We start from the raw sequence: 20,302 nt of genomic DNA on the forward strand, positions 1-20,302 counted from the left end.
GCGAAGCGGTTTTCGGAAAAGATGCGCGTAAAAAACAAATGGATAATATTTTCCAGAGGGACATCATGGGCTATTTTCCAAGTTGGCGTTTGACATCAAACGCCGTCGTGCTTCCTGACGAGCGCCTCCCAGCCGCCGCGGCCATTCCGATGGGCGTGCAGCATCTGCTCGCAATGTCCGGCTCGACCATTGTGGCGCCGCTGCTGATGGGTTTTGATCCCAATGTGGCCGTCTTCTTTTCCGGTATCGGCACGCTTCTGTTCTTCGTGCTGACAGCAGGCCGGGTGCCAAGCTATCTCGGTTCGTCCTTCGCTTTCATTGCCGTTGTGATTGCCGCAACCGGCTATGGCGGCTCCGGCCCCAATCCCAATATCGCAATCGCGCTCGGCGGTATCATCGCCTGCGGCGCGCTCTATGCGCTGATCGGCCTCGTGGTCATGGCCATCGGCACGGGCTGGGTGGAGCGGCTCATGCCGCCGGTCGTCACCGGCGCGATCGGTGTTTCCATCGGCCTCAACCTTGCCCCCGTCGCTGTAGGCCAGTTGAAGGGGAGCGGCACGCATATCACCATCGCGCTGCTTACGGTTCTCTGCATGGGAATGATCGCCGCCTATGGGCCGCGCGGCACCAAGCGCCTGTCGGTGCTTTTCGCACTTTTGTTCGGCTATCTGCTGGTCCTGATCCTCGGCAACGGCCTCGGCATCGTGCCCGGCATCGATTTCACCGCCGTCAGCAATGCGGCATGGTTCGGCCTGCCGCATTTCACCACGCCGGAGTTCAACTGGCAGGCGATCACGCTGATTGCACCGGTCGCCATCGTGCTGGTCGCCGAAAATCTCGGTCACATCAAAGCGCTCGGTTCCATTACCGGCCAGAACATGGACCGCTATATCGGTCGCGGCTTCCTGGGTGATGGCATCGCAACCGTGATTTCCGGTTCGGGCGGCGGCACCGGCGTCACCACCTATGCCGAAAACATCGGCGTCATGGCGATGACCAAGGTTTATTCGACGCTGATCTTCGTCATTGCCGCAATCATGGCGCTGATCCTCGGCATGTCGCCGAAATTCGGCGCCATCCTGCAGACGATCCCGGCCCCGGTTCTGGCCGGTCTTGCCGTTTCGGTGTTCGGTCTCATCGCCTCGGCCATGGCCCGCATCTGGATCGTCAACAAGGTGGATTTCGCGGATTCCCGCAATCTGTTCACCGCAGGCGTGGCGCTCATTTTCGGTGCTGGCGACTTCACCTTGAAGATCGGCGAATTCGCCCTTGGCGGCATTGCGACTTCCACCCTTGCAGCACTGGTTTTCTACCAGCTGCTCGGCATCGGCCGCAGCGACAAGCCTGCCGAATAAAACGAGAGGGAGCGGGTTTCCGGCCCGCTCCTCACTCTGCCAGCAATTGTTCAGCCCGGACGCGCATTTCGGGTTCAAGCACTATCGAACGTCGCTCAATCTTGTCGAAATAAACAGTGGTCGTCTCGTTGAGCGCGCGCAGCTCGCCGTCGAGCGACCCCACCATCGTCTGGCGAAACGTGATCGACGAGCGCCCGACCTTCACCACATGCGAACGGATCGTCAGCAGGTCCCCGACCGGCACTTCCCGCTTGTATTCGGTTGTCGAGCGCACATCTGCCCAGCCATATGCGTCATCTGGAATTTTCCCGGCAATGTGGCCAAGCAATTGGAAGCTCGCATCATCGAACATCGCGGCATAATGCCGGACATTCATATGTCCCATTACGTCGCACATCCATGGATGCGCGACGCCAATAAAAGTAACAAGACCGGTCATCGCGCCACCGACTGGTAGCCGCCAAGGAAGGCTGTGAGGTTATCACCCAGCGCATCGCACAGATAGCCGCCTTCCTGCACGATGACGGTTGGCAAGCGAAGCTTCGCGATTGCTTCGGCAATGCGTCCGAAGCCGCCGGTGGTGACCGATAATCCGCCGAACGGATCGCCTTCAAACGGATCAAGGCCAAGCGCCACAACAATCGCATCCGGCGCGAAGGCTTCGATGCGGCGGAACGCAGTGTCGAGCGCCGCCAGAAATTCGGCATCGCCGGATTTGCGCGGCAGCGGCAGGTTGAGATTGTAGCCAAGCCCCGCGCCTTCGCCGCGCTCGTCGGCATGACCCCAGAAAAATGGATAGAAGCGCACCGGATCGGCATGGATCGAGACGGTCAGCACATCGGGGCGGGAATAGAAAATGCCCTGCGTGCCATTGCCGTGGTGCAGATCGACGTCGAGGATCGCCACGCGCCCGGCCTTCGAGCGCAGGCGTTGTGCTGCGACTGCCGAATTGTTGACGAAGCAGAAGCCGCCCGCCACATCGGCAAAGGCATGATGCCCCGGCGGGCGGCAGAGCGCATAGGCCGCAACCTCGCCGCCAAGCACCGCATCGGCGGCATCGACCGCGCTCCACGCACTCCAGCACACGCTTTCCCATGTGTGCTCGGCAATGGGGCAAGCCGTATCGGCCATGTGATAGCCGACCTGCCCGACCGCCGACGCCGGATAACGGCCATCGCGCGCAAGCGGATGGATGTTGGGGATCACCTCTTCCGACGCCTCTTCGATACGCCGCCATCGGGCATGGATGTGCTGAAGGAACTCCAGATATTCGGGCGTATGCACCGCCGCAATCGGGCCAAGGCCGTGATCTTGCGGACGGATGATCTCGCAGCCCGCCGCCTTCGCACCGGCGAGCAGACGTTCGACGCGCTCCGGCTGTTCGGGGTTAGGCTGCGGCGCGCCGCTGGAAAGAAAGGCTTTCGGGTCGTGACGCTTCTGCTCGAAGGCGTAAAAGGCTTTCATGACTGCTCCCTCATTTGATTGATGCGGGCCAGGCGGTTGAAATCCTCGCCATAGGCGCCGTGATCGCGGTCGGATTCGATCCATCCGATACCGAGCCGCTCATAAAATCTCTGCGCGGCCACATTGTCCCTGTCCACGGCAAGCCGCAGATAGACCCCGCCCCGCGCCATCGACCAGGAGGCGACGTGGCGCAGAAGCACTTCCCCGATCCCGTTGCCGCGAAAGGCTTCATCGACATAGAGGTCCTGCACATAGACGCCGGGTTTGCCGTACCATGTCGAAAAGATCGGGAAGAACAGCGCGAGCCCGGCAAATGCCCCGTCCACCTCGGCGATCAGGCTGGTGAAGGCCGCATAGGGTCCGAAACCGTAACGGCGAAAATCCTCGACCGTGCTGGAAATCCTGTCGGCGGCACCAAGCCCCTCGCCCATGATGCGGATCGCCTCATGGATCAATTCCGCATCGGCAGCATCGCCCAGCCGCACGACGATGCCTGTTTCACTGTCCAACACGATCTTCGGCATCAGAGCATTTCCTGTTTTGATTGAACCATTGGAAACTCTCTATCTGTTTGTTTTTACGAATGTCTTTATCCCGTCGTAGCGGGGTCAGAAATCAGTCCAATGGACTAATTTCCCCGCGGAGGCGGTTCCCGCTATCGGGGGACATGCTCTAAAACGCCACCCTGTCTCCGCCCTTAAGCCCGAGATATTCACGCGCCTCGTCTGGCGTCGCCACCTCCAGCGACAGGCCGTCGAGGATGCTGCGGATGCGCCGGACCTGATCGGCATTGCTTCTGGCAAGCTGGCCGCGCCCGTCATAAAGGCTGTCTTCCAGCCCGACACGCACATTGCCGCCCATGGCAGCCGCCATGGTGATCATCGGAATCTGGTGCCGTCCTGCGGCCAGCACGGAGAAGGAATAATCTTCCCCGAACAGCTTGTCGGCAATCCGCTTCATATGCATGAGATTGTCCGGGTCGGCCCCGATGCCACCCAGAACGCCAAAGACGAACTGGATGAACAGATGGCCGGACACCAGCCCCCGGTCGCGGAAATGCGCCAGCGAATAGAGATGCCCGACATCGTAGCATTCAAACTCGAAGCGCGTGCCGCAGCCTTGACCCAGGCTGGTCAGGATGCCTTCCATATCCGCGAAAGTGTTCTTGAAGATCGAATGGCGCGTGGCCTCCAGCAGTTCCGGCTCCCACGCATGTTTCCACTCGCGCGGCTTGTCGAGTGCCGGGAACAGCGCGAAATTCATCGAGCCCATATTGAGCGAGCACATTTCCGGCTCTGCCTTAAGCGGCGCGGCCAGCCGGTCCTCCAGCGTCATCAGCGACGAGCCGCCGGTCGAGATATTCACCACGGCAGATGTTGATTGCTTGATGCGCGGCAGGAACTGCATGAACAGGTCCGGATTGGCGGACGGCCTGCCGTCGCGCGGGTCGCGGGCATGCAGATGCAGGATGGATGCACCCGCTTCCGCCGCCGCAATGGCTTCGCTCGCAATCTCGTCTGGCGTCACCGGCAGATGCGGCGACATGGACGGCGTGTGCACGGAACCCGTCACCGCGCAGGTGATGATCACCTTGCGACGCGTCTTCTTCTTGTCGGTCATGATCCGGTTTCCTTACGCGTTGACAGGCAGGTTGAGTTCACGCGCCAGAACCTCCAGCGTGTCGCCGAGGATAGCGGTGATCTCGCCCACCTGTTCGCGGCTGACGACCATGGGCGGGCAGACGAGGAAATGATCGCCTTCGACACCGCCGCGTGTGCGGCGCGAATAGATGATCAGCCCGCGTTCATAGGCAAGATCGACCATGCGCTGATGGGCGTTCAACTCCTTCGGCAGCGGCTTCATGGTTTCAGGATCGGAGACGAACTCAGCAGCGAGCAGCAGGCCCTTGCCGCGCACATCGCCGATGAAGGGGAAGCGTTTTGCAAGTCCTTCCAGTTCGCCCTTCAGCGCATCGCCCATGCGGGCGGCATTGCCGACGAGATCAAGACGATCGATTTCCTGCAACACCGCCTTGCCTGCGGCACAGGCCAGCGGATTGCCGGCATAGGTGAACCCATGCAGGAAGCCCCCGGCATCAAGAACCGGCTGCACGATACGGGCTGGCGCGGCCATCGCGCCAAGCGGGCAATAGCCGGAGGCAAAGCCCTTGGAAAGCGCGATCAGGTCTGGCTTGCAATTCCAGTGGTCGCCGCCCAGAAACTTGCCGGTACGCCCGGCACCGCTCATCACCTCGTCATGGATGAGCAGGATGCCATAGCGGTCGCAGATTTCACGGATGCGCGGATAATAGCTGTCGGGCGCGACCAGCGCGCCGGTGGATGCCCCGCCAATCGGCTCCATGATAAAGGCGAGCACGCTTTCAGGGCCTTCCTCCTGAATCTTTTCCTCCAGCATGTCGGCATATTTCTGCCCGCGCTGTTCCATCGAAAGATTGTCGCGGTCGAGATAGGCGGTCGGCGCAGGAACCTTCGGCATTTCGCGCATGATGGGCGCGAAAGGCTCGCTGAGCGCCGCATAGCCGGTGACGGCGAGCGCCCCAAGCGTGCCACCATGATAGGACGGAAAACGCGAGATCACTTTCCAGCGCTTGCCCTGCCCGGTCGCAACCGCCCATTGGCGGGCAAGCTTGATGCAGGATTCCACCGCTTCCGAGCCGCCGGAAACGAAGAAGATCTTGTCCAGACCTTCCGGCATCCGCTCTGCGGCTATGCGTGCCAGATCTTCCGCCGGTTCGTTCTCGAAATGCAGGCGATAGGCGAAGGTCACGCGGTCCATCTGCTCTTTCATGGCGTCGAGCACGTTGCGATTGCCATGGCCGATATTGACCACCATCGCGCCGCTCGACCCGTCGATGACGCGGCGTCCGTCCTGATCCCAGATGTAGATGCCTTCGGCGCGATCCACCAGCGGCCTGCGCAGGCGCGACTGGTAGAAAAGATGCGATGCCGGGCGTTCGTTCGGTGCTTTTGTGTTGAGCATGGCGTTACTCTGTCAGCGCTTGAGATATTGGTTGAGAATATTGGCGGTCACACGCTCGACCATGCGGTCGCCGCGCTTGAGGGCCGCCACCCATTCGCAGCTTCCGGCGTGGAAAACCTCGCCCTTGCCGCGTGGAAAATTGACGATCATGCCGCAGCCGCGCTTGATGCGTTCCACGGCTGCATCCCCATCGTTGCCAATCAGCGTATCGGCCACGAATTTTGCATCGGCGTCGGAAAGGAACTGGTCGTCGGCCGGGATATCCGCGCTTTCTTCCTTGAGCGACGACATGCCGAGCGCCAGAATCTGCAACCCGTCGGGTGCGCCGCTGCCTTCCTCCGGCTCCGGCAGTCCGCCGCGGATCACATAATCCAGTCCATCTACCTCGTAGCCGAAGGCATGGCCTTCCGCGCCCAGAAGATCGCCGTAATAGATACCGGTGCCAGCAAAGGCCCAGTGTTCGGGACGATAGACCGGGAATCCGCGCACGCCGCGCGGGGCGCAGCCGCCCCAGCCGACATAAAGCCCGCGCAATGCATTGAGACCGAAGGTTTCTGCGGCAGGCCGTCCGGTTTCCGCCGCTTCCCAGCAGCCGCTGGTGCGGCGCGGATCGGCGGAGCGATAGACCGGATCTTCGGCGCGGGCACGATATTTGTAGCAGGTCTGCCGCTTGCCATTATCCTCAAGCCGGGTCTGCCACATGAAGTTGCCGGCAAAACGCGCCGCGCGACCGCCGCCATCGACATAATTATCGACGGCATCGCGCATTTCCCACGTCCAGTATTCATCGTGACCGACAAAGACCACGCAGTCATAACCGTCGAGGATTTCCGGCGAGAAATGCAGCTCATGCTGGGTTGCGAGATCGACCGCATAGCCTTCCCGTTCGGCCCAGCGGAAGAACAGGCTGTCATAGCTTGCCCAGCCGGACGAGGCATATTTCTTGGAATAGCCATTGGCATAGGCCCATTCCATGTGCGGATAGCGCGGGGGTGCAGCAGGCGGCGTGATGATTTCCAGCGGCACGCGCGGCGCATCGGGCGGCAGCAGCGCGAAGCCACGGCAGAACGGGCGCTCGATGCTCACCGTCGTCGCATATTGATCGCCATTTGGCCCGGTGATGCCCTGATAATGGTTGGAGCCGCCCCAGGTGTTGTAGGCTGTCCACGTGCCGGTCGCCGCGACTTGCAGGATACGGCCGGGCTTTTTCCCCGCCGCAGGACGCAGGATGAAAAGGTGGTGGCAATGGATGGGTTCTCCGTCATTGCCATGCGCCCTCAAAGTGATGCGATAAGCGCCGGAAGGCCAGTTCTCATCCGTCTTGAAGGCAAATGTCGTTTCCCAGCCGCAGCCGGCGACCGAACATTGTGCCGGCGTTTCCTGCCATTTGCAGTCGATCCCGCGTTTTGAGAATACCGGCGTTTCCACCGCCCCGTCCCGCACGATCTCGATGTCGAAACGCGGCGCGGTCGCGCTCACCTGCAATTGGACGGTCGCGCCCGGCAGATAGGAATAGGCGTCGGTGTAGCACCAGATTTCACCGCGCGGGCCGTCCATGCCGGGATATTCGTAATAATGGCCGAGGACAGCCTCGCGCCGCTGCGCCGGGGTTAGCCCGAAATCGGGAAACTCGTTAATGTTTCTCTCGCTCATGCCGACACCTCACGCAGCCAGATATTTCTTGAGGAAGGAGCGGGTGCGCTCCTGTACCGGATTGCTCAGAATCTGGTCCGGCAGTCCCTCTTCCACCACCACGCCGCCATCCATGAACAGGATGCGGTCGGCGACCTCGCCTGCAAAACGCATCTCGTGCGTGACGATCAGCATCGTCATATGTTCGGTGGCAAGCTGTTTCATGACGGCATTCACTTCGTCCACCAGCTCGGGGTCGAGCGCTGAAGTCGCCTCGTCGAACAGCATCACCTTCGGCTGCATGGCGAGCGCACGCGCAATGGCGACACGCTGCTTCTGCCCGCCCGACAGGCGCGAGGGATAGACATCGATCTTGTCGGCAAGCCCCACTTTGGACAGAAGCTCCAGCGCCAGCGTGCGCGCGGCATCCTTGCCCATGCCCTTGAGCTTGATCGGGCCGAGCGTGATGTTTTCCAGCACGGTCAGATGCGGGAACAGGTTGAAGTGCTGAAACACCATGCCCATCTGCTGGCGCACCGCATTGATGTGCTTTTCAAATGCCTGCCCTGCCAGCGGCTGGTTGACCTGCACGCCATCAAGCCAGACCTCGCCGCCATTCAGCGTTTCCAGATGATTGATGGAGCGCAACAATGTGCTCTTGCCGGAACCGCTGGGGCCGATGATCGCAACGATCTGGCCGCGCGCCACTGAAAGGTCTATGCCCTTCAACACTTCCAGCGCGCCGTAGGCCTTGCGGGCGCCCTTCACTTCGACCATCGGTTTTGCCGATTTGGAGCTGCTCATCGCGTGACCTCCACTTTTCTTTCAATGCGCCGCAGGCCAGCCTCAAGCACGAGATTGACCACGTAATAGATGGCCGCGACGGTGATATAGAATTCAAACGGGCTGAAGGTTTCGCTGATGGCAAGCTGGGCGCTGTGCACCAGTTCCGCAATGCCGATGATCGAAACCAGCGACGTATCCTTCAGAAGAACGATCATGTTGTTGCCTATCGGCGGGATGGTGTTGCGGATCGCCTGCGGAATGACGACATAGCGCAGGGCCTGACCGTGGCTGAAACCGATGGAACGCGCGCCTTCCATCTGGCCGGGATCGACAGCCACGATGCCTGCGCGGATGATGTCCGCATTATAGACCGCGAAATGCAGGCTGAGGCCGATAATGCCAGCGCCAAGGGCTGGAATATCGATGCCGATCTGCACCAGCCCGAAATAGATCAAAAACAGTTGCAGCAGAAGCGGCGTTCCCATGAACAGCCACATGAAGAACCGCACCGGCCATGCGAGGATTGCAGGCGCATAAAGCACCACGAGCGCAAACGCGATGCCGAGCACGAAGCTCAAGAAGGCCGAAGCAACGGTCAGAACAAGCGTCCACCAGAGGCCGGTCAGAAGCAGATCGGTATAGGGAGTGACGATGCTGAAATCGAGAGCCTGCATCCGGTCCTCCCTCACTGCGCCGCGAAGCGCTTGTCGAGCAGATCGACCCCGCGCGCCACGACATAGATAATGATCATGTAGAGAACCGCGGCGACGCCGAAAATCTCGAACGGCTTGTAGGTCGAGCCGATGAACCGCTGCGCGGTATAGGTCAGTTCAACCACCGAAATGGTGGAAACCAGCGCCGAACCTTTCAAAAGGGCGATGGCGTTGACGCCGAGCGGGCGGATCATAAGCCGGGCCGCCTGCGGCAGCACAACGAGCCGCATGGTCTGGCCGCGCCCGAAGCCGATGTAGCGCGCGGCTTCCGTCTGGCCGCGGTCGACGCTCTGGATCGCGCCGCGGATCGATTCCGACATATAGGCGCCGATATTAAGCCCCAGCCCGATGACGCCGGCGGCAAACGGTTCCAGATTGATGCCGATCTGCGGGCCGCCGAAATAGAGGATGAAGAGCTGCACAAGGCAGGGCGTGCCGCGAAAGACGCTGACATAGGCCGCCGCCAGCCCGCGCAGAATGGGGGAGCGGGACAGGCGGGCCGCCACAAGGAATGCGGCCACCACAAGACCCAGGATCAGGGCCAGCGCGGAAATTTGCACAGTCACCCATGCCGCCTCCAGAAAAAACGGGAGGACGCGCTGCATCAACGCAAAATCCATCGGAAAACTCCGGTCAATCGGTTCTCAACCGGCCCGGACAAATGCCGGGCCGGGATGACGGCATGTCAGCGAATGTCGCTGCCGATCCATTGCATCGAGATTTTCTCGTAGGTGCCGTCGGCCATGATCTCGTCGAGAGCCTTCTGCATCGCTGCCTTCAGCTCCGGGTTGTTCTTGCGGATGGCAATGCCGATGGCGACGCTGCCGCCTTCGATGTCCGGCGTATCGAGCTTGCGGACTTTTTGGCCGGTTTCCTTGATCGCCACCATGACCGGGATGTTGTCGACGACGATGGCGTCGACGCGGCCCGAATTCAGTTCGAGCATCAGTTCCGGCAGGCCCTTATAGGTGCGAATGGTCCAGCCGCCTTGCTCGCGCGCCCATTTCTCATGGGTTTCGCCAAGCGTCACGCCCAGCGTCTTGCCCTTGAGATCGTCGAGCTTCTGAACGGCGGAATCTTCCTTCACGAAAACCGCGCGGCCCGCGTGATAATAGGGTCCGACGAAGTCCACCGCCTTCTCGCGTTCCGGCGTGATCGTCATGGAGCCGACTACCGTGTCGAACTTGCCAGCCCGAAGACCGGCAACGATACCGTCCCAGGCTGTGGTGATGAGCTGCGGCTTCAACTGCATGCGTTCGGCAATCGCCGAACCGATGGACGCATCGAAGCCCACGACCTCGTTCTTCTCGTTGACAAAATTGAACGGCGGATACTGGCCGCTCATGGCGATCTTGAGTTCTCCTGATGCCTTGATCTTTTCAAGATCGTCCGCCTGTGCTGGCGCAACCGCAAAGACGGCGGTGGCGGCAATCGCGGCGGCGGCAATGAACCCCGTGAATTTGTTAAACATGCTGTTCCCGACTTCCCTCTTGTTGTTTTTCTTGAGGCTATTTCGATGCCTTCAATATTCATGATTGCTTTTATGGATGCATTTCGCAAATAGATAATGGGAATGGATTGCATAGATTTCATGAATGGATGAACCATGTCATTGCATCGCCCCGAGCGTCTTGTCTGGGATCTGGACTGGAACCTGCTGCGCAGTTTCGTAGTGATCGCGGAGGTGAAAAGCATCACCCGCGCCGCCGAACGGCTCAACCTCAAACAGCCGAGCGTCAGCAATGCGTTGCGCCGGCTGGAAGACCGCATCGGCCAGCGCCTTGTCGAGCGCGACGCCACCCATTTTGAGCTGACGGAGGTGGGCAAGCTTCTCTATGAACAGAGCATCGAGGTCTTCGGCGCCATTTCCCAATTGCCGCAGCTGGTGCGCGGGGTGGGAGACGATGTGACCGGACATGTCACCATATCGGTTGCCAGCCATATCATCTCGCCGATCTTCGATCAGGCGCTTGCGCTCTTTCACGAACAGCATCCCCGCGCAACGCTGACGATCAACGTATCCGCCAGCACCGAAGTCGCCCGGCTGGTGCGCGAGAAGCGTGCCTCGTTCGGTCTGGGGCTGGTGAGCAATCGCGATCCGGCGCTGGACTACACCATGGTCTATCGGGAGTTCTTCGGCTTTTTTTGCGGACCCCGCCACCGCATGTTCGGCCAGTCCGGGCTGACGCTCTCCGATCTGAAGGGGGAGCCGTCCGTGTCGTTCCAGACCGATCACATTGCCGACGCGCTGCGCCCCGTCGCCCTGCTGCGTAGCGAGGCGCGGCTTTCGCCGGAGGTGGTCGGCACGTCATCGAGCCTTGAGGAAGTGCGCCGCATGATCATCACCGGCCTTGGCATCGGCCCGCTGCCGCTGCACGTGGCCCGGCGCGAGATCGATGACGGCCTTCTCTGGCGTCTGCCACCTTACGAGAACCCGCCCGCCATCGATGTTTTCCTGATCCACAATCCGGAAACCAATCTCAATAAGGCCGAGAAGGCCATGCTGGCTGGATTGAAGGGGCTGATCGCCTCGACCCCGTTGGAAGACCGGATTTACGGAGACTGACGAGCGGGCAAAGCCCGCTCGCCTGCGATCATTCTGCCGCTTCTGCCGCGCATAGTGCATCGTCGCATTCGGCTGTTACCGTCGCAGCCGAGAGGCTTGCCTGGCCAAGCGCGACGATGGCCGTTGCGCTGAGGCTTGCTGCGACCGAAACCCAGAAGCCGTTTGCTGCGCCGAAATTGTCGACCACCCAGCCGGAAACGAAGGCGCCCAGCGCCATGCCGATGCCAATGCCGGTCATGACCCAGGTGATGCCTTCGGTCAGCATCGACTCAGGCACGCGCCGTTCGATCAGGCCGAATGCCGTGATGAATGTCGGGGAAATCGCAACACCGCTGACGAACACCGCCGTTGCAAGAAGCGCGGTCGATGTACCGGCGAAAGGCAGCGGCAGCGCAGTCAGGGCAAGGACGCTGACGGCAATCAGCAACTGGCGCTGCAATGGAATGCGGATCGACAATGCGCCAAGCGTTATCCCGACAAGGAACGAACCGATGGCATAGACCCCGATTACGATGCTGGCTGCGCCGGGCTGTCCAAGCTCACGCGTGATCGCCACGGCGCTGACTTCAGCCGTCGCGAACGTCGAGCCGACGAAGATGAGCGCGAGCGTGATGATCTGAACGGGACGCGACCAGATCGCGGAACGTTGCGGGCTGTTCCGGTCGAGCGCGCGAACCGGCGGCTCGCTGGAACGCTGCAGGAGGAAGGCAATCGTGCCCACGGCGAGAAAGGCCGTGCTGATCAGCATCCCCGCTTCCGGAAACAGCGATACCGCCAAGGCCACGGAAAGGGAAGCACCCGAAATATAGACCAGCTCGTCCGCCGCCGATTCGAACGCGAAAGCGGTATTCAGTTCGGGACGGTTGCGGAAAATTTCGGTCCATCTTGCCCGCACCATTGCCGGAATGCTGGGCATCGCACCGGCAAAGAATGCCGTGGCGAAGAGGGTCCAGTTTGCCCAGCGCTGGTTCGTTGCCACCAACAGAAGGGCGAAGGCTATCACCGAAACGACGGTGGCAGGCATGACGATGCGGCTTTGCCCGTAACGGTCGACAAGGCGGGAAATCTGCGGCGATAGGAATGCATTCGTCAGCGCGAAGGTGGCAGAGACCGCGCCAGCCAGCCAGTATTCGCCATGGGTCTGCGCAAGCATTGCGACGATGCCGACGGGCGCCATCGCGAAGGGAAGACGGGCGAAGAATGCAGCCGCCGAAAAGCCGACAGCGCCCGGAGCGCTGAAAATCTCTCTGTATGGATTGGACATCGGAGTGGGTCCTTGAAAGGGGAAATTGCATCACTTGCATACGGTCCGTATGTTAATTAAATAATTGATACGCGGCGTATGTCAACTAATATACGCCGCGTATCTAAATAAATGGAGCCGCCATGCGTAAACCGCGAAGCGAAATGATTGCCGAAACAAGGGCGAAGCTGATGGCTGCGGGCCGCAAGGCTTTCGGAACCGTTGGCTATGCCGAAGCTTCGATGGATGATTTTACCGCCTCCGCCGGGCTGACGCGGGGCGCGCTCTATCACCATTTCGGCGACAAGAAGGGTCTTTTGCAGGCCGTGATCAACGAAATCGATTGCGAGATGGCCGCGAGGCTCTGCACGATTTCCGCGAAGGCGCCCAACCGCTGGCAGAGTTTTGTCGACGAGAATGTCGCCTATATCGAGATGGCGCTGGAACCTGAAATCCAGCGCATCATGTTTCGCGACGGACCGGCGGTGTTCGGCGATCCGTCCTGCTGGCCGAGCGCCAATGGCTGTATCCGCACGATTTCCACAAGCCTCGACGCCTTGCGTGAGGAAGGCGTCATCATCGATATAGACACGGAAGCGGCCGCACGGCTGATCAACGCGGCAAGCAGCAGCGCGGCGCAGTGGATCGCCAATTCCGACGATCCTGAAGCCACGTCAAAGCGCGCGGTCAAGGCATTCCGGACACTTCTGGAAGGCCTGTTGAAGCGGAAAAATTGAGTTAGCCCGACACGATCGACGTGAAATCGGCCATGCCCGCGAAACGGGCGGCACGGACCTTGCCATATTTGCTCTTGTCGACGACAAGGTGTTTCTCGACGGCGCGCTGCATGGCCATCTGCTTGATCGGCACTTCGTGGAAGTGCGAACAGGTGATGCCGTGCTGCTCATCGACCCCACCAGCCGACAGAAAAGCCTTGTTGATGTTGACGCGCTTCAGGACGTCGATCCCCTCGTCACCTGAAAACGATGCCGCTTCCGGGTGGTAGAGCCCGCCCAGAACGATGAGGCGCACATCGCTGCGCTGCGACAGGATTTCGGCAATATTGAGCGCATAGCAGACAACGGTAATGTGCTGGTTCTGCGGGATGCGGTGGGCAAGATGCGGCATCGTGGTGCCGCAATCGATGAAAACCGTATCATAGGGCTCGATCAATGCGGCGGCTGCGGCGCAAGCCTGCGCTTTCGCACTGGCGTGGCTGTCCTTTTCAAAATCAAAGACATAATCGCCGTTCACACCGTCCTGCGTGGGGATAATGTAACCACCCAAACAATTGAGCGCACCGCCGTCGCTGCCTATATCGCGGCGGATCGTCATTTCCGAAACGCCGAGACGCGCTGCCGCATCGCGCAGACGAAGCACGCCGACTTCATCGACCAACGCCGCCAGTTCAGCAATGCGCTCTTCTTTTCGGCTGATTCTGCTCACATTGTCCCCAATTCTTGCAGTCTGCTCATCCGTTTATACGTCCGTCACATTTCACGCAATTACGATCCTTCGATCTTGACAGGCCGAACATAAATGTGAAACGATCCAAACATAATGATCGGATTATAACATTATAATTCGCATTGTCGGGAGGATATGACAACAGGGTTTTGCGCGCGCCGGACAGAATTCCGTTCGCGGCGTCAAACAGGCGGGAAAGCAGATTGATTTTCGCCCGGCGGGGAAGCCGGGCATGGAGGAGAACGCCGATGCACCCACCGTTCCTGGGTGCGTCGGCGCAGTAACAGTTGAGCCTCAGCCACCGAGGGCAGACGGCCAAACAATTCCCAGGGAGGAAAACCGGTGAAAAAATTTCTAGCATCCGTGGCGATTGCCATGTCCGTTGCCGTTCCGCACGCTTTCGCGGAAGGCGTCGTTGATACGTCGAAGATCAACAAGGAACTCATCACCACGGCCAACGACAAGAAGTACACCATCGCGACGGTCGTGAAGGTGGACGGCATTGCCTGGTTCGACCGCATGCGCGATGGCGTCGACCAGTTCAAGGCCGACACCGGCAATGATGTCTGGATGGTTGGCCCGAGCCAGGCGGACGCCGCGGCACAGGTGCAGATTGTCGAAAACCTGATCGCGCAGGGTGTTGACGCTATTGCCATCGTGCCGTTCTCGGTCGAAGCAGTGGAGCCGGTTCTGAAAAAGGCGCGCGAACGCGGCATCGTGGTCATCAGCCACGAGGCATCCAATATCCAGAACGTCGATTACGACATCGAAGCCTTCGACAACAAGGCCTATGGCGCCAACCTCATGAAGGAACTGGGCAAGTCGATGGGCGGCAAGGGCAAATATGTCACGACCGTTGGCAGCCTGACCTCCAAGTCGCAGATGGAATGGATCGACGGCGCCGTCGAATACCAGAAGGCCAACTTCCCGGAAATGTCGGAAGCGACCGGCCGTCTCGAAACCTATGACGATGCCAACACCGACTATAACAAGCTCAAGGAAGCGATGACCGCCTATCCGGACATCAAGGGCATTCTCGGCGCGCCGATGCCGACTTCTGCCGGTGCCGGACGCCTGATCGCCGAAGGCGGTCTCAAGGGCAAGGTTTTCTTCGCGGGCACGGGCCTCGTTTCGGTGGCTGGCGAATATCTGAAGAACGACGACATCCAGTATATCCAGTTCTGGGACCCTGCCGTTGCAGGCTATGCCATGAACATGCTGGCCGTCGCAGCGCTTGAAAAGAAGAACGACCAGATCAAGGCCGGTCTCAATCTGGGCCTGCCGGGCTATGAAAGCCTGCTGGCCCCGGATGCCGCCAAGCCGAACCTGCTCTATGGCGCAGGCTGGGTCGGTGTGACCAAGGAAAACATGGACAAGTACGACTTCTGATATCCATGGATGCTCGATGGGAGGAGCTTCATGCCCCTCCCATCCTGCCAATCGCATTCCAGCCTTGCACGAGGCCCCTCATGAGTGAAAACCTGATCGAACTGCGCCATATCGGAAAACGCTTCGGTGGCGTCAGGGCGCTGGACGACGTTTCCTTTGCCATCAAGCCCGGTGAAATCCACTGCCTGGCAGGCGAGAACGGCTCCGGTAAATCCACCATCATCAAGGTCATGTCGGGCGTCTACACGCCGGAGGACGGCGAGATACTGATCGACGGCAAGCCGGTCGGCAAGCTCGATCCGGTCAAGTCCGTTCATCATGGCATTCAGGTGATCTATCAGGATTTCTCGCTGTTCGGGAACCTGACCGTTGCCGAAAATCTGGCCATCAATACTTTTCTCATCGAAGGTCGCAAGGGCGTCGACTGGAAGCGTGTGCGCGAACTGGCGCAAAAGGCGCTCGACCGGCTTGGCGTCAGCATCGACCTCGATGCGGATGTGGACAGCCTGCCGACATCGGGCAAGCAGATCGTGGCGATTGCGCGCGCCGTCATGGCCGACGCCCGCCTCATCATCATGGACGAACCGACCACCGCGCTGACGCGGCATGAGGTGGACGCGCTGTTCAGGATCGTGCGCGATATTCAGGCGCAGGGCATCGCCGTGCTCTTCGTCAGTCACAAGATGCGCGAGATGCTGGAAATCAGCGAAAGGCTGACCGTCTTCCGCAACGGCAAGAAAGTTGCCGAAGGTCCGATTTCCGATTTCGACGAGCCGTCGATCACACGCGCCATGACCGGCCAGGAACTCACATCGGACCATTATCACTGGACCCCGCGTGAAGGCGCTTCGGCCAGCCCAACGCTCGAAATCACGAACCTCTCCGTTCCCGGTTCCGTGGAAAATGCCAGCCTCACCCTCCATGCGGGCGAGATCGTCGGCATATCCGGGCTGATCGGCTCGGGCCGCACGGAACTGGCGCTCGCCCTCTTCGGGATGAAGCCGGATTTCACGGGCACCTTGCGCATCAATGGCAGGCAGGTCCACCCGAAAACCGTGCAGGAGGGGATCGCCTGCGGCGTCGCCTATGTTCCGGAAGACCGCCTGACGGAAGGCCTGTTCCTGACGCAATCGATCGAACGCAACATCATCGTCACCTCGATCGAGAAATTCGTGCGCGGCCTCTTCATCGACCGCAAGAAGGCCGATACCACGACCCGCGACATGTTTTCGGCGATGCACATCGTCGCTCCCGGCCCGCATACGCCGGTCAATCATCTGTCGGGCGGCAACGCGCAGCGCGTGGTGCTGGCGCGCTGGCTTTTGACCGGGGCCAAAGTGCTGATCCTCAACGGGCCGACCGTCGGCGTCGATGTCGGCTCCAAGGCGCAGATCCACAACATCATCCGCAAGCTTGCGCGTGAGGAAGGGCTCGCCGTCCTGATGATTTCCGACGACGTGCCCGAGCTGGTGCAGAACTGCAATCGCGTGCTGGTGATGCATCGCGGGCGTTTCGTCGATGAGCTTTCCGGTGAAACCATGACCGAAGATGCCGTCAACGACCGGCTCAAGACGCTGAATTGAGGAACCGGCACATGAAGTTCTTTCGCAGTACCGAATTCATCATTGCCTGCGTTCTGTTCGCGGCGATGGTCATTATCGGCCTCATCAATCCGGCTTTCTGGTCGCTGGACAATATTTTCGGCCTCCTGCGCTCCAATGTCGTGATCGGCATCATGGCGCTTGGCGTTCTGCTGGTGATGATTTCCGGCGGCATCGACGTTTCCTTCACCGCCTTCGCCATCGCGGCCATGTATCTGACCGTCCGCGCCATGGTCTATCTCGGCTATGACGGCGTGTTCATTCCATTCGTGGCGGCGACGCTGATCGGCCTGCTGCTGGGCGCTTTCAACGGCTTCATCATCCATCGCTTCAAGATGATCCCGCTGATCGTCACGCTCGGCACCGGTTCCATCGTGCGTGGGCTGGTGCTGGGCCTTGTCGGCACCAGCATCGTCAACATCAACAAGATGCCGAAGGAGCTGATCGCATTCGGCAAGACAGACGTGATCTCGCTGACATCGGCCTCCGGCACGGCATTCGGCCTGACTGCGATGTTCGTCGTCTATCTGGCGCTGGCGCTGCTGATCCACCTGATCCTCAACTATACGATGATCGGGCGCAGCGTTTATGCCTATGGCGGCTCGCCCGAAGCGGCAAAGCGCGTCGGCTTCAATACCCGCCGCACCATCTTCTTCGTCTATTGCGTGGCCGGGGCGCTCGCAGGCTTCGCGGGGCTTCTGCATTCCTCGATGATCTGGCTCGCCAATCCGCGTGATTTCGTCGGGCTGGAGCTGGACGTGATCGCAGCCGTGGTTCTGGGCGGCGCGTCGATCTTCGGCGGTCGCGGCACGGTGCTGGGCACGCTGATGGGCGTCTTCATGCTCGTCATGGTCAAGAACTCGCTCATCATCATGAAGGTCGACACCACATGGCAGCGCGTCGTGGTCGGTCTCATCATCATCGTCGCCACCGCCATCACCGCATGGCGTGACCGCAAAAGCATTGCCTGAGGAGACAAGCGACATGAAACAGTCTTTCGACATGCGCCGCTTCCTCGGAGGCGATGGCAACATCATCCAGCTTATCGTCATCACCGTGCTGGTCTTTGCGCTGATGACCTGGATGAACCCGGACAAGTTCTTGCGCTATTACAACTTCGAATCCATCAGCTACATCATGCCGGAGCTTGGCATCCTCTCCGTCGCCATGATGATTGCCATGCTGACGGGCGGCATCGACCTTTCGGTGGTGGGCATCGCCAATCTGGCGGGCATCGTGGCCGGGGGCTATTTCCACTCATCCATGGTGCAGGCGGCACAGGCTTCCGGCTCGGGAATGCTGTTCTACACCATCATCGGCATATTGCTTGCCCTCCTCGTTGGGCTTGTATCGGGACTGGTCAACGGCCTCCTGATAGCCAGGCTGCGCATCACGCCGATCCTCGCCACGCTCGGCACCGGACAGGTACTGATGGGGCTTGCCCTGGTTCTGACCGGCGGGCCTGCCATCGTCGGCTTTCCCGATGCGTGGAACTGGGTCGGCAACGGCAAGATGTTCGGCATCGCCACGCCTTTCCTGCTGTTCATCGCGGTGTGCATTGTCGTCGCCATTCTCCTCACGCGCACGACGCTCGGCATCAATCTCATGCTGATCGGCACCAATCCGCGCGCTGCCGTCTTCGCCGGCATCCGCAAGGAGCGCATGATCCTCTATTCCTACATGCTGACCGGCGTGCTTGCCTCCATAGCCGGGATCATCCTTTCGGGCCGCACCAACGCCGCCAAATCGGACTATGGCGCATCCTACCTGTTGCAAGCCGTGCTGATTGCCGTTCTTGGCGGCACCAATCCGGCAGGCGGCAAGGGTCGCGTTCTCGGCATCGCCATCGCGCTCGTGGCATTGATGCTGCTTTCCTCCGGCTTCCAGATGATGCGGTTCTCCAACCATCTCATCGATTTCATCTGGGGCGCTTTCCTCATTCTCGTCATCGCGATCAACGCATCGCGCAATCAGGGCAGGTGATCCCTTATGCAGGACATCGAGTTTCATCTTCGCCGTCAGGATTTTGTCGAGCAGCCGCATGTGATCGCCAACACCTATGGCCTTAGCGTCACCGCCTTTCGCTATCCAAGCGGCATCGAGGCGCTGCTGGTCGAGAACGAACGCGGCAACATCATCGTGCTGCCCTTCATGGGCCAGATGATCTGGGGCGCGGAGTTCGACGGCGTGGACCTTACCATGGGCAACGGCTTCTCCATGCCGCGCCCGGCAGCCACCATCGTCGAGACCTATGGCTGCTTTGCATTCCATAGCGGCATCCTGCGCAATGGCTGTCCTTCGCCGCAGGACAATCATCTTCTGCATGGCGAGATGGCCTGCGCGAAGATGGACAAGGCCGGGCTTCTGTTCGGCCATGACGAGCGCGGCGCCTTCGTCGAAATCACCGGCGAATATGAATATGTGATGGGCTTTGGCGCGCATTATCTGGCACGGCCAAGCGTGCGGCTTCATGCAGATGAAACGCTGTTCGACATCACCATGGACGTGGAGAACCTTTCATCCGCTCCTATGGAGCTGATGTATATGTGCCACGTCAATTTCGCTTATGCGGAAGGCGCGCGGATCGTGCAGCCCGTGCCCTATATGCCGGATCATGTGCAGGTGCGTACCGCCGTTCCGGGCCACGTTACACCCAATGATGATTATCTGTCGCTGATCGATGAACTGGCCACCGATCCGGCCGCGATGGAAGTGCTGGACGAGCCGGAGCGCTACGATCCCGAGCAGGTCTTCTATATTCGCGGCCTGCCGAAAGACGCCGAAGGCAACACGCATCTGATGATGCAGCTTCCCGAGGGTGACGGTTTCGGCATTTCCTACCCCACCGAAATCTTCCCCAAGACCGTGCGCTGGATTCTTGTGAACGGGGACGCTCAGGTTGCAGCGTTTGCACTGCCATCGACCTGCGAGCCGGAAGGCTATCTGGCCGAAAAAGCCAAGAACAATGTGCAGGTGCTGGCATCGGGCGAGCGCGCCGTCTTCCCAGTGCGCGTCGGCTATCTGGATACGACAGCCGCTGAACGGTTTGAAGCCACGATCAAGGCACTCTGAAATTTCAAAGGAAC

The 20,302-nt window shown here is 60.2% G+C and carries 20 protein-coding genes; 8 read left to right on the forward strand and 12 right to left on the reverse strand.

All coding sequences use genetic code 11. The annotated features are described in order from the left end of the window. Window positions 1-65 precede the first annotated feature (65 nt). On the forward strand, window positions 66-1,355 hold the full coding sequence (locus J9800_RS16185) for a solute carrier family 23 protein (protein ID WP_114216127.1): 1,290 nt from the start codon (window positions 66-68) through the stop codon (window positions 1,353-1,355). Between the two features lie 31 nt (window positions 1,356-1,386). Here the strand turns inward: J9800_RS16185 and J9800_RS16190 are convergent, their stop codons facing one another. The 10 genes from J9800_RS16190 to J9800_RS16235 all read right to left on the reverse strand — a co-directional run bounded on the left by J9800_RS16190 (window position 1,387) and on the right by J9800_RS16235 (window position 10,421). Continuing rightward, complete coding sequence (locus tag J9800_RS16190; RefSeq protein WP_114216031.1) at window positions 1,387-1,794, reverse strand: acyl-CoA thioesterase; 408 nt, start codon at window positions 1,792-1,794, stop codon at window positions 1,387-1,389. Continuing rightward, window positions 1,791-2,819 (reverse strand): histone deacetylase family protein, encoded by a 1,029-nt coding sequence (locus J9800_RS16195; protein WP_114216032.1) that lies wholly within the window; start codon window positions 2,817-2,819, stop codon window positions 1,791-1,793. Before J9800_RS16195 ends, J9800_RS16190 begins: the two co-directional genes overlap by 4 nt. Continuing rightward, the gene (locus J9800_RS16200; RefSeq protein ID WP_114216033.1) at window positions 2,816-3,343 is read right to left on the reverse strand and encodes a GNAT family N-acetyltransferase; all 528 of its coding nucleotides are present in this window, start codon (window positions 3,341-3,343) and stop codon (window positions 2,816-2,818) included. Before J9800_RS16200 ends, J9800_RS16195 begins: the two co-directional genes overlap by 4 nt. A 148-nt stretch (window positions 3,344-3,491) precedes the next feature. Then, window positions 3,492-4,439: a 3,5-dioxohexanoate:acetyl-CoA acetone transferase gene (gene kce / locus J9800_RS16205; RefSeq protein WP_114216034.1), complete on the reverse strand. Its 948-nt coding sequence runs from the start codon at window positions 4,437-4,439 to the stop codon at window positions 3,492-3,494. A gap of 12 nt (window positions 4,440-4,451) precedes the next feature. Continuing rightward, on the reverse strand, window positions 4,452-5,819 hold the full coding sequence (locus J9800_RS16210; protein ID WP_114216035.1) for an aminotransferase family protein: 1,368 nt from the start codon (window positions 5,817-5,819) through the stop codon (window positions 4,452-4,454). A 12-nt stretch (window positions 5,820-5,831) separates the two neighbouring features. Then, entirely contained in the window at window positions 5,832-7,472 is a 1,641-nt protein-coding gene (locus J9800_RS16215) for a N,N-dimethylformamidase beta subunit family domain-containing protein (protein ID WP_114216036.1), read from the reverse strand. Window positions 7,473-7,481: 9 nt separating this feature from the next. Next, window positions 7,482-8,228 (reverse strand): amino acid ABC transporter ATP-binding protein, encoded by a 747-nt coding sequence (locus J9800_RS16220; RefSeq protein WP_114216128.1) that lies wholly within the window; start codon window positions 8,226-8,228, stop codon window positions 7,482-7,484. 23 nt (window positions 8,229-8,251) lie between these two features. After that, window positions 8,252-8,911 carry an amino acid ABC transporter permease gene (locus J9800_RS16225; RefSeq protein ID WP_006472058.1) on the reverse strand — a complete coding sequence of 220 codons (660 nt, stop codon included), beginning with the start codon at window positions 8,909-8,911 and terminating at the stop codon, window positions 8,252-8,254. 11 nt (window positions 8,912-8,922) lie between these two features. Next, window positions 8,923-9,570 carry an amino acid ABC transporter permease gene (locus J9800_RS16230; RefSeq protein WP_210845882.1) on the reverse strand — a complete coding sequence of 216 codons (648 nt, stop codon included), beginning with the start codon at window positions 9,568-9,570 and terminating at the stop codon, window positions 8,923-8,925. Between the two features lie 65 nt (window positions 9,571-9,635). Further along, a complete protein-coding gene (locus J9800_RS16235) occupies window positions 9,636-10,421 on the reverse strand; it encodes an ABC transporter substrate-binding protein (protein WP_112586424.1) in 786 nt (261 codons plus the stop codon). A gap of 135 nt (window positions 10,422-10,556) precedes the next feature. On the opposite strand from J9800_RS16235, the gene J9800_RS16240 reads away from it, so the two are divergent. Continuing rightward, complete coding sequence (locus J9800_RS16240) at window positions 10,557-11,516, forward strand: LysR family transcriptional regulator (protein ID WP_114216037.1); 960 nt, start codon at window positions 10,557-10,559, stop codon at window positions 11,514-11,516. A gap of 28 nt (window positions 11,517-11,544) precedes the next feature. On the opposite strand, the gene J9800_RS16245 is transcribed toward J9800_RS16240, so the two are convergent. Next, on the reverse strand, window positions 11,545-12,780 hold the full coding sequence (locus J9800_RS16245; protein ID WP_114216038.1) for an MFS transporter: 1,236 nt from the start codon (window positions 12,778-12,780) through the stop codon (window positions 11,545-11,547). A 122-nt stretch (window positions 12,781-12,902) separates the two neighbouring features. Between J9800_RS16245 and J9800_RS16250 the strand changes: the two genes are divergently transcribed. Next, complete coding sequence (locus J9800_RS16250) at window positions 12,903-13,496, forward strand: TetR/AcrR family transcriptional regulator (protein ID WP_114216039.1); 594 nt, start codon at window positions 12,903-12,905, stop codon at window positions 13,494-13,496. Window position 13,497: 1 nt separating this feature from the next. Here the strand turns inward: J9800_RS16250 and J9800_RS16255 are convergent, their stop codons facing one another. Further along, entirely contained in the window at window positions 13,498-14,205 is a 708-nt protein-coding gene (locus J9800_RS16255) for a DeoR/GlpR family DNA-binding transcription regulator (protein WP_114216040.1), read from the reverse strand. Window positions 14,206-14,568: 363 nt separating this feature from the next. Here J9800_RS16255 and J9800_RS16260 point away from each other — a divergent pair, with 363 nt between their 5' ends. The 5 genes from J9800_RS16260 (at window position 14,569) to J9800_RS16280 (ending at window position 20,288) form a co-directional block, all read left to right on the forward strand. Next, entirely contained in the window at window positions 14,569-15,615 is a 1,047-nt protein-coding gene (locus J9800_RS16260) for an autoinducer 2 ABC transporter substrate-binding protein (protein ID WP_162707425.1), read from the forward strand. An 80-nt stretch (window positions 15,616-15,695) separates the two neighbouring features. Further along, entirely contained in the window at window positions 15,696-17,198 is a 1,503-nt protein-coding gene (locus J9800_RS16265; protein ID WP_114216041.1) for a sugar ABC transporter ATP-binding protein, read from the forward strand. Window positions 17,199-17,209: 11 nt separating this feature from the next. After that, on the forward strand, window positions 17,210-18,187 hold the full coding sequence (locus J9800_RS16270; protein ID WP_112586435.1) for an ABC transporter permease: 978 nt from the start codon (window positions 17,210-17,212) through the stop codon (window positions 18,185-18,187). Between the two features lie 13 nt (window positions 18,188-18,200). Beyond that, on the forward strand, window positions 18,201-19,199 hold the full coding sequence (locus tag J9800_RS16275; protein ID WP_114216042.1) for an ABC transporter permease: 999 nt from the start codon (window positions 18,201-18,203) through the stop codon (window positions 19,197-19,199). 6 nt (window positions 19,200-19,205) lie between these two features. Continuing rightward, window positions 19,206-20,288: an aldose 1-epimerase family protein gene (locus J9800_RS16280; protein ID WP_114216043.1), complete on the forward strand. Its 1,083-nt coding sequence runs from the start codon at window positions 19,206-19,208 to the stop codon at window positions 20,286-20,288. Window positions 20,289-20,302: the final 14 nt, after the last annotated feature.

It is taken from the genome of Ochrobactrum sp. AP1BH01-1, assembly GCF_018066705.1.
Lineage (GTDB): Bacteria > Pseudomonadota > Alphaproteobacteria > Rhizobiales > Rhizobiaceae > Brucella.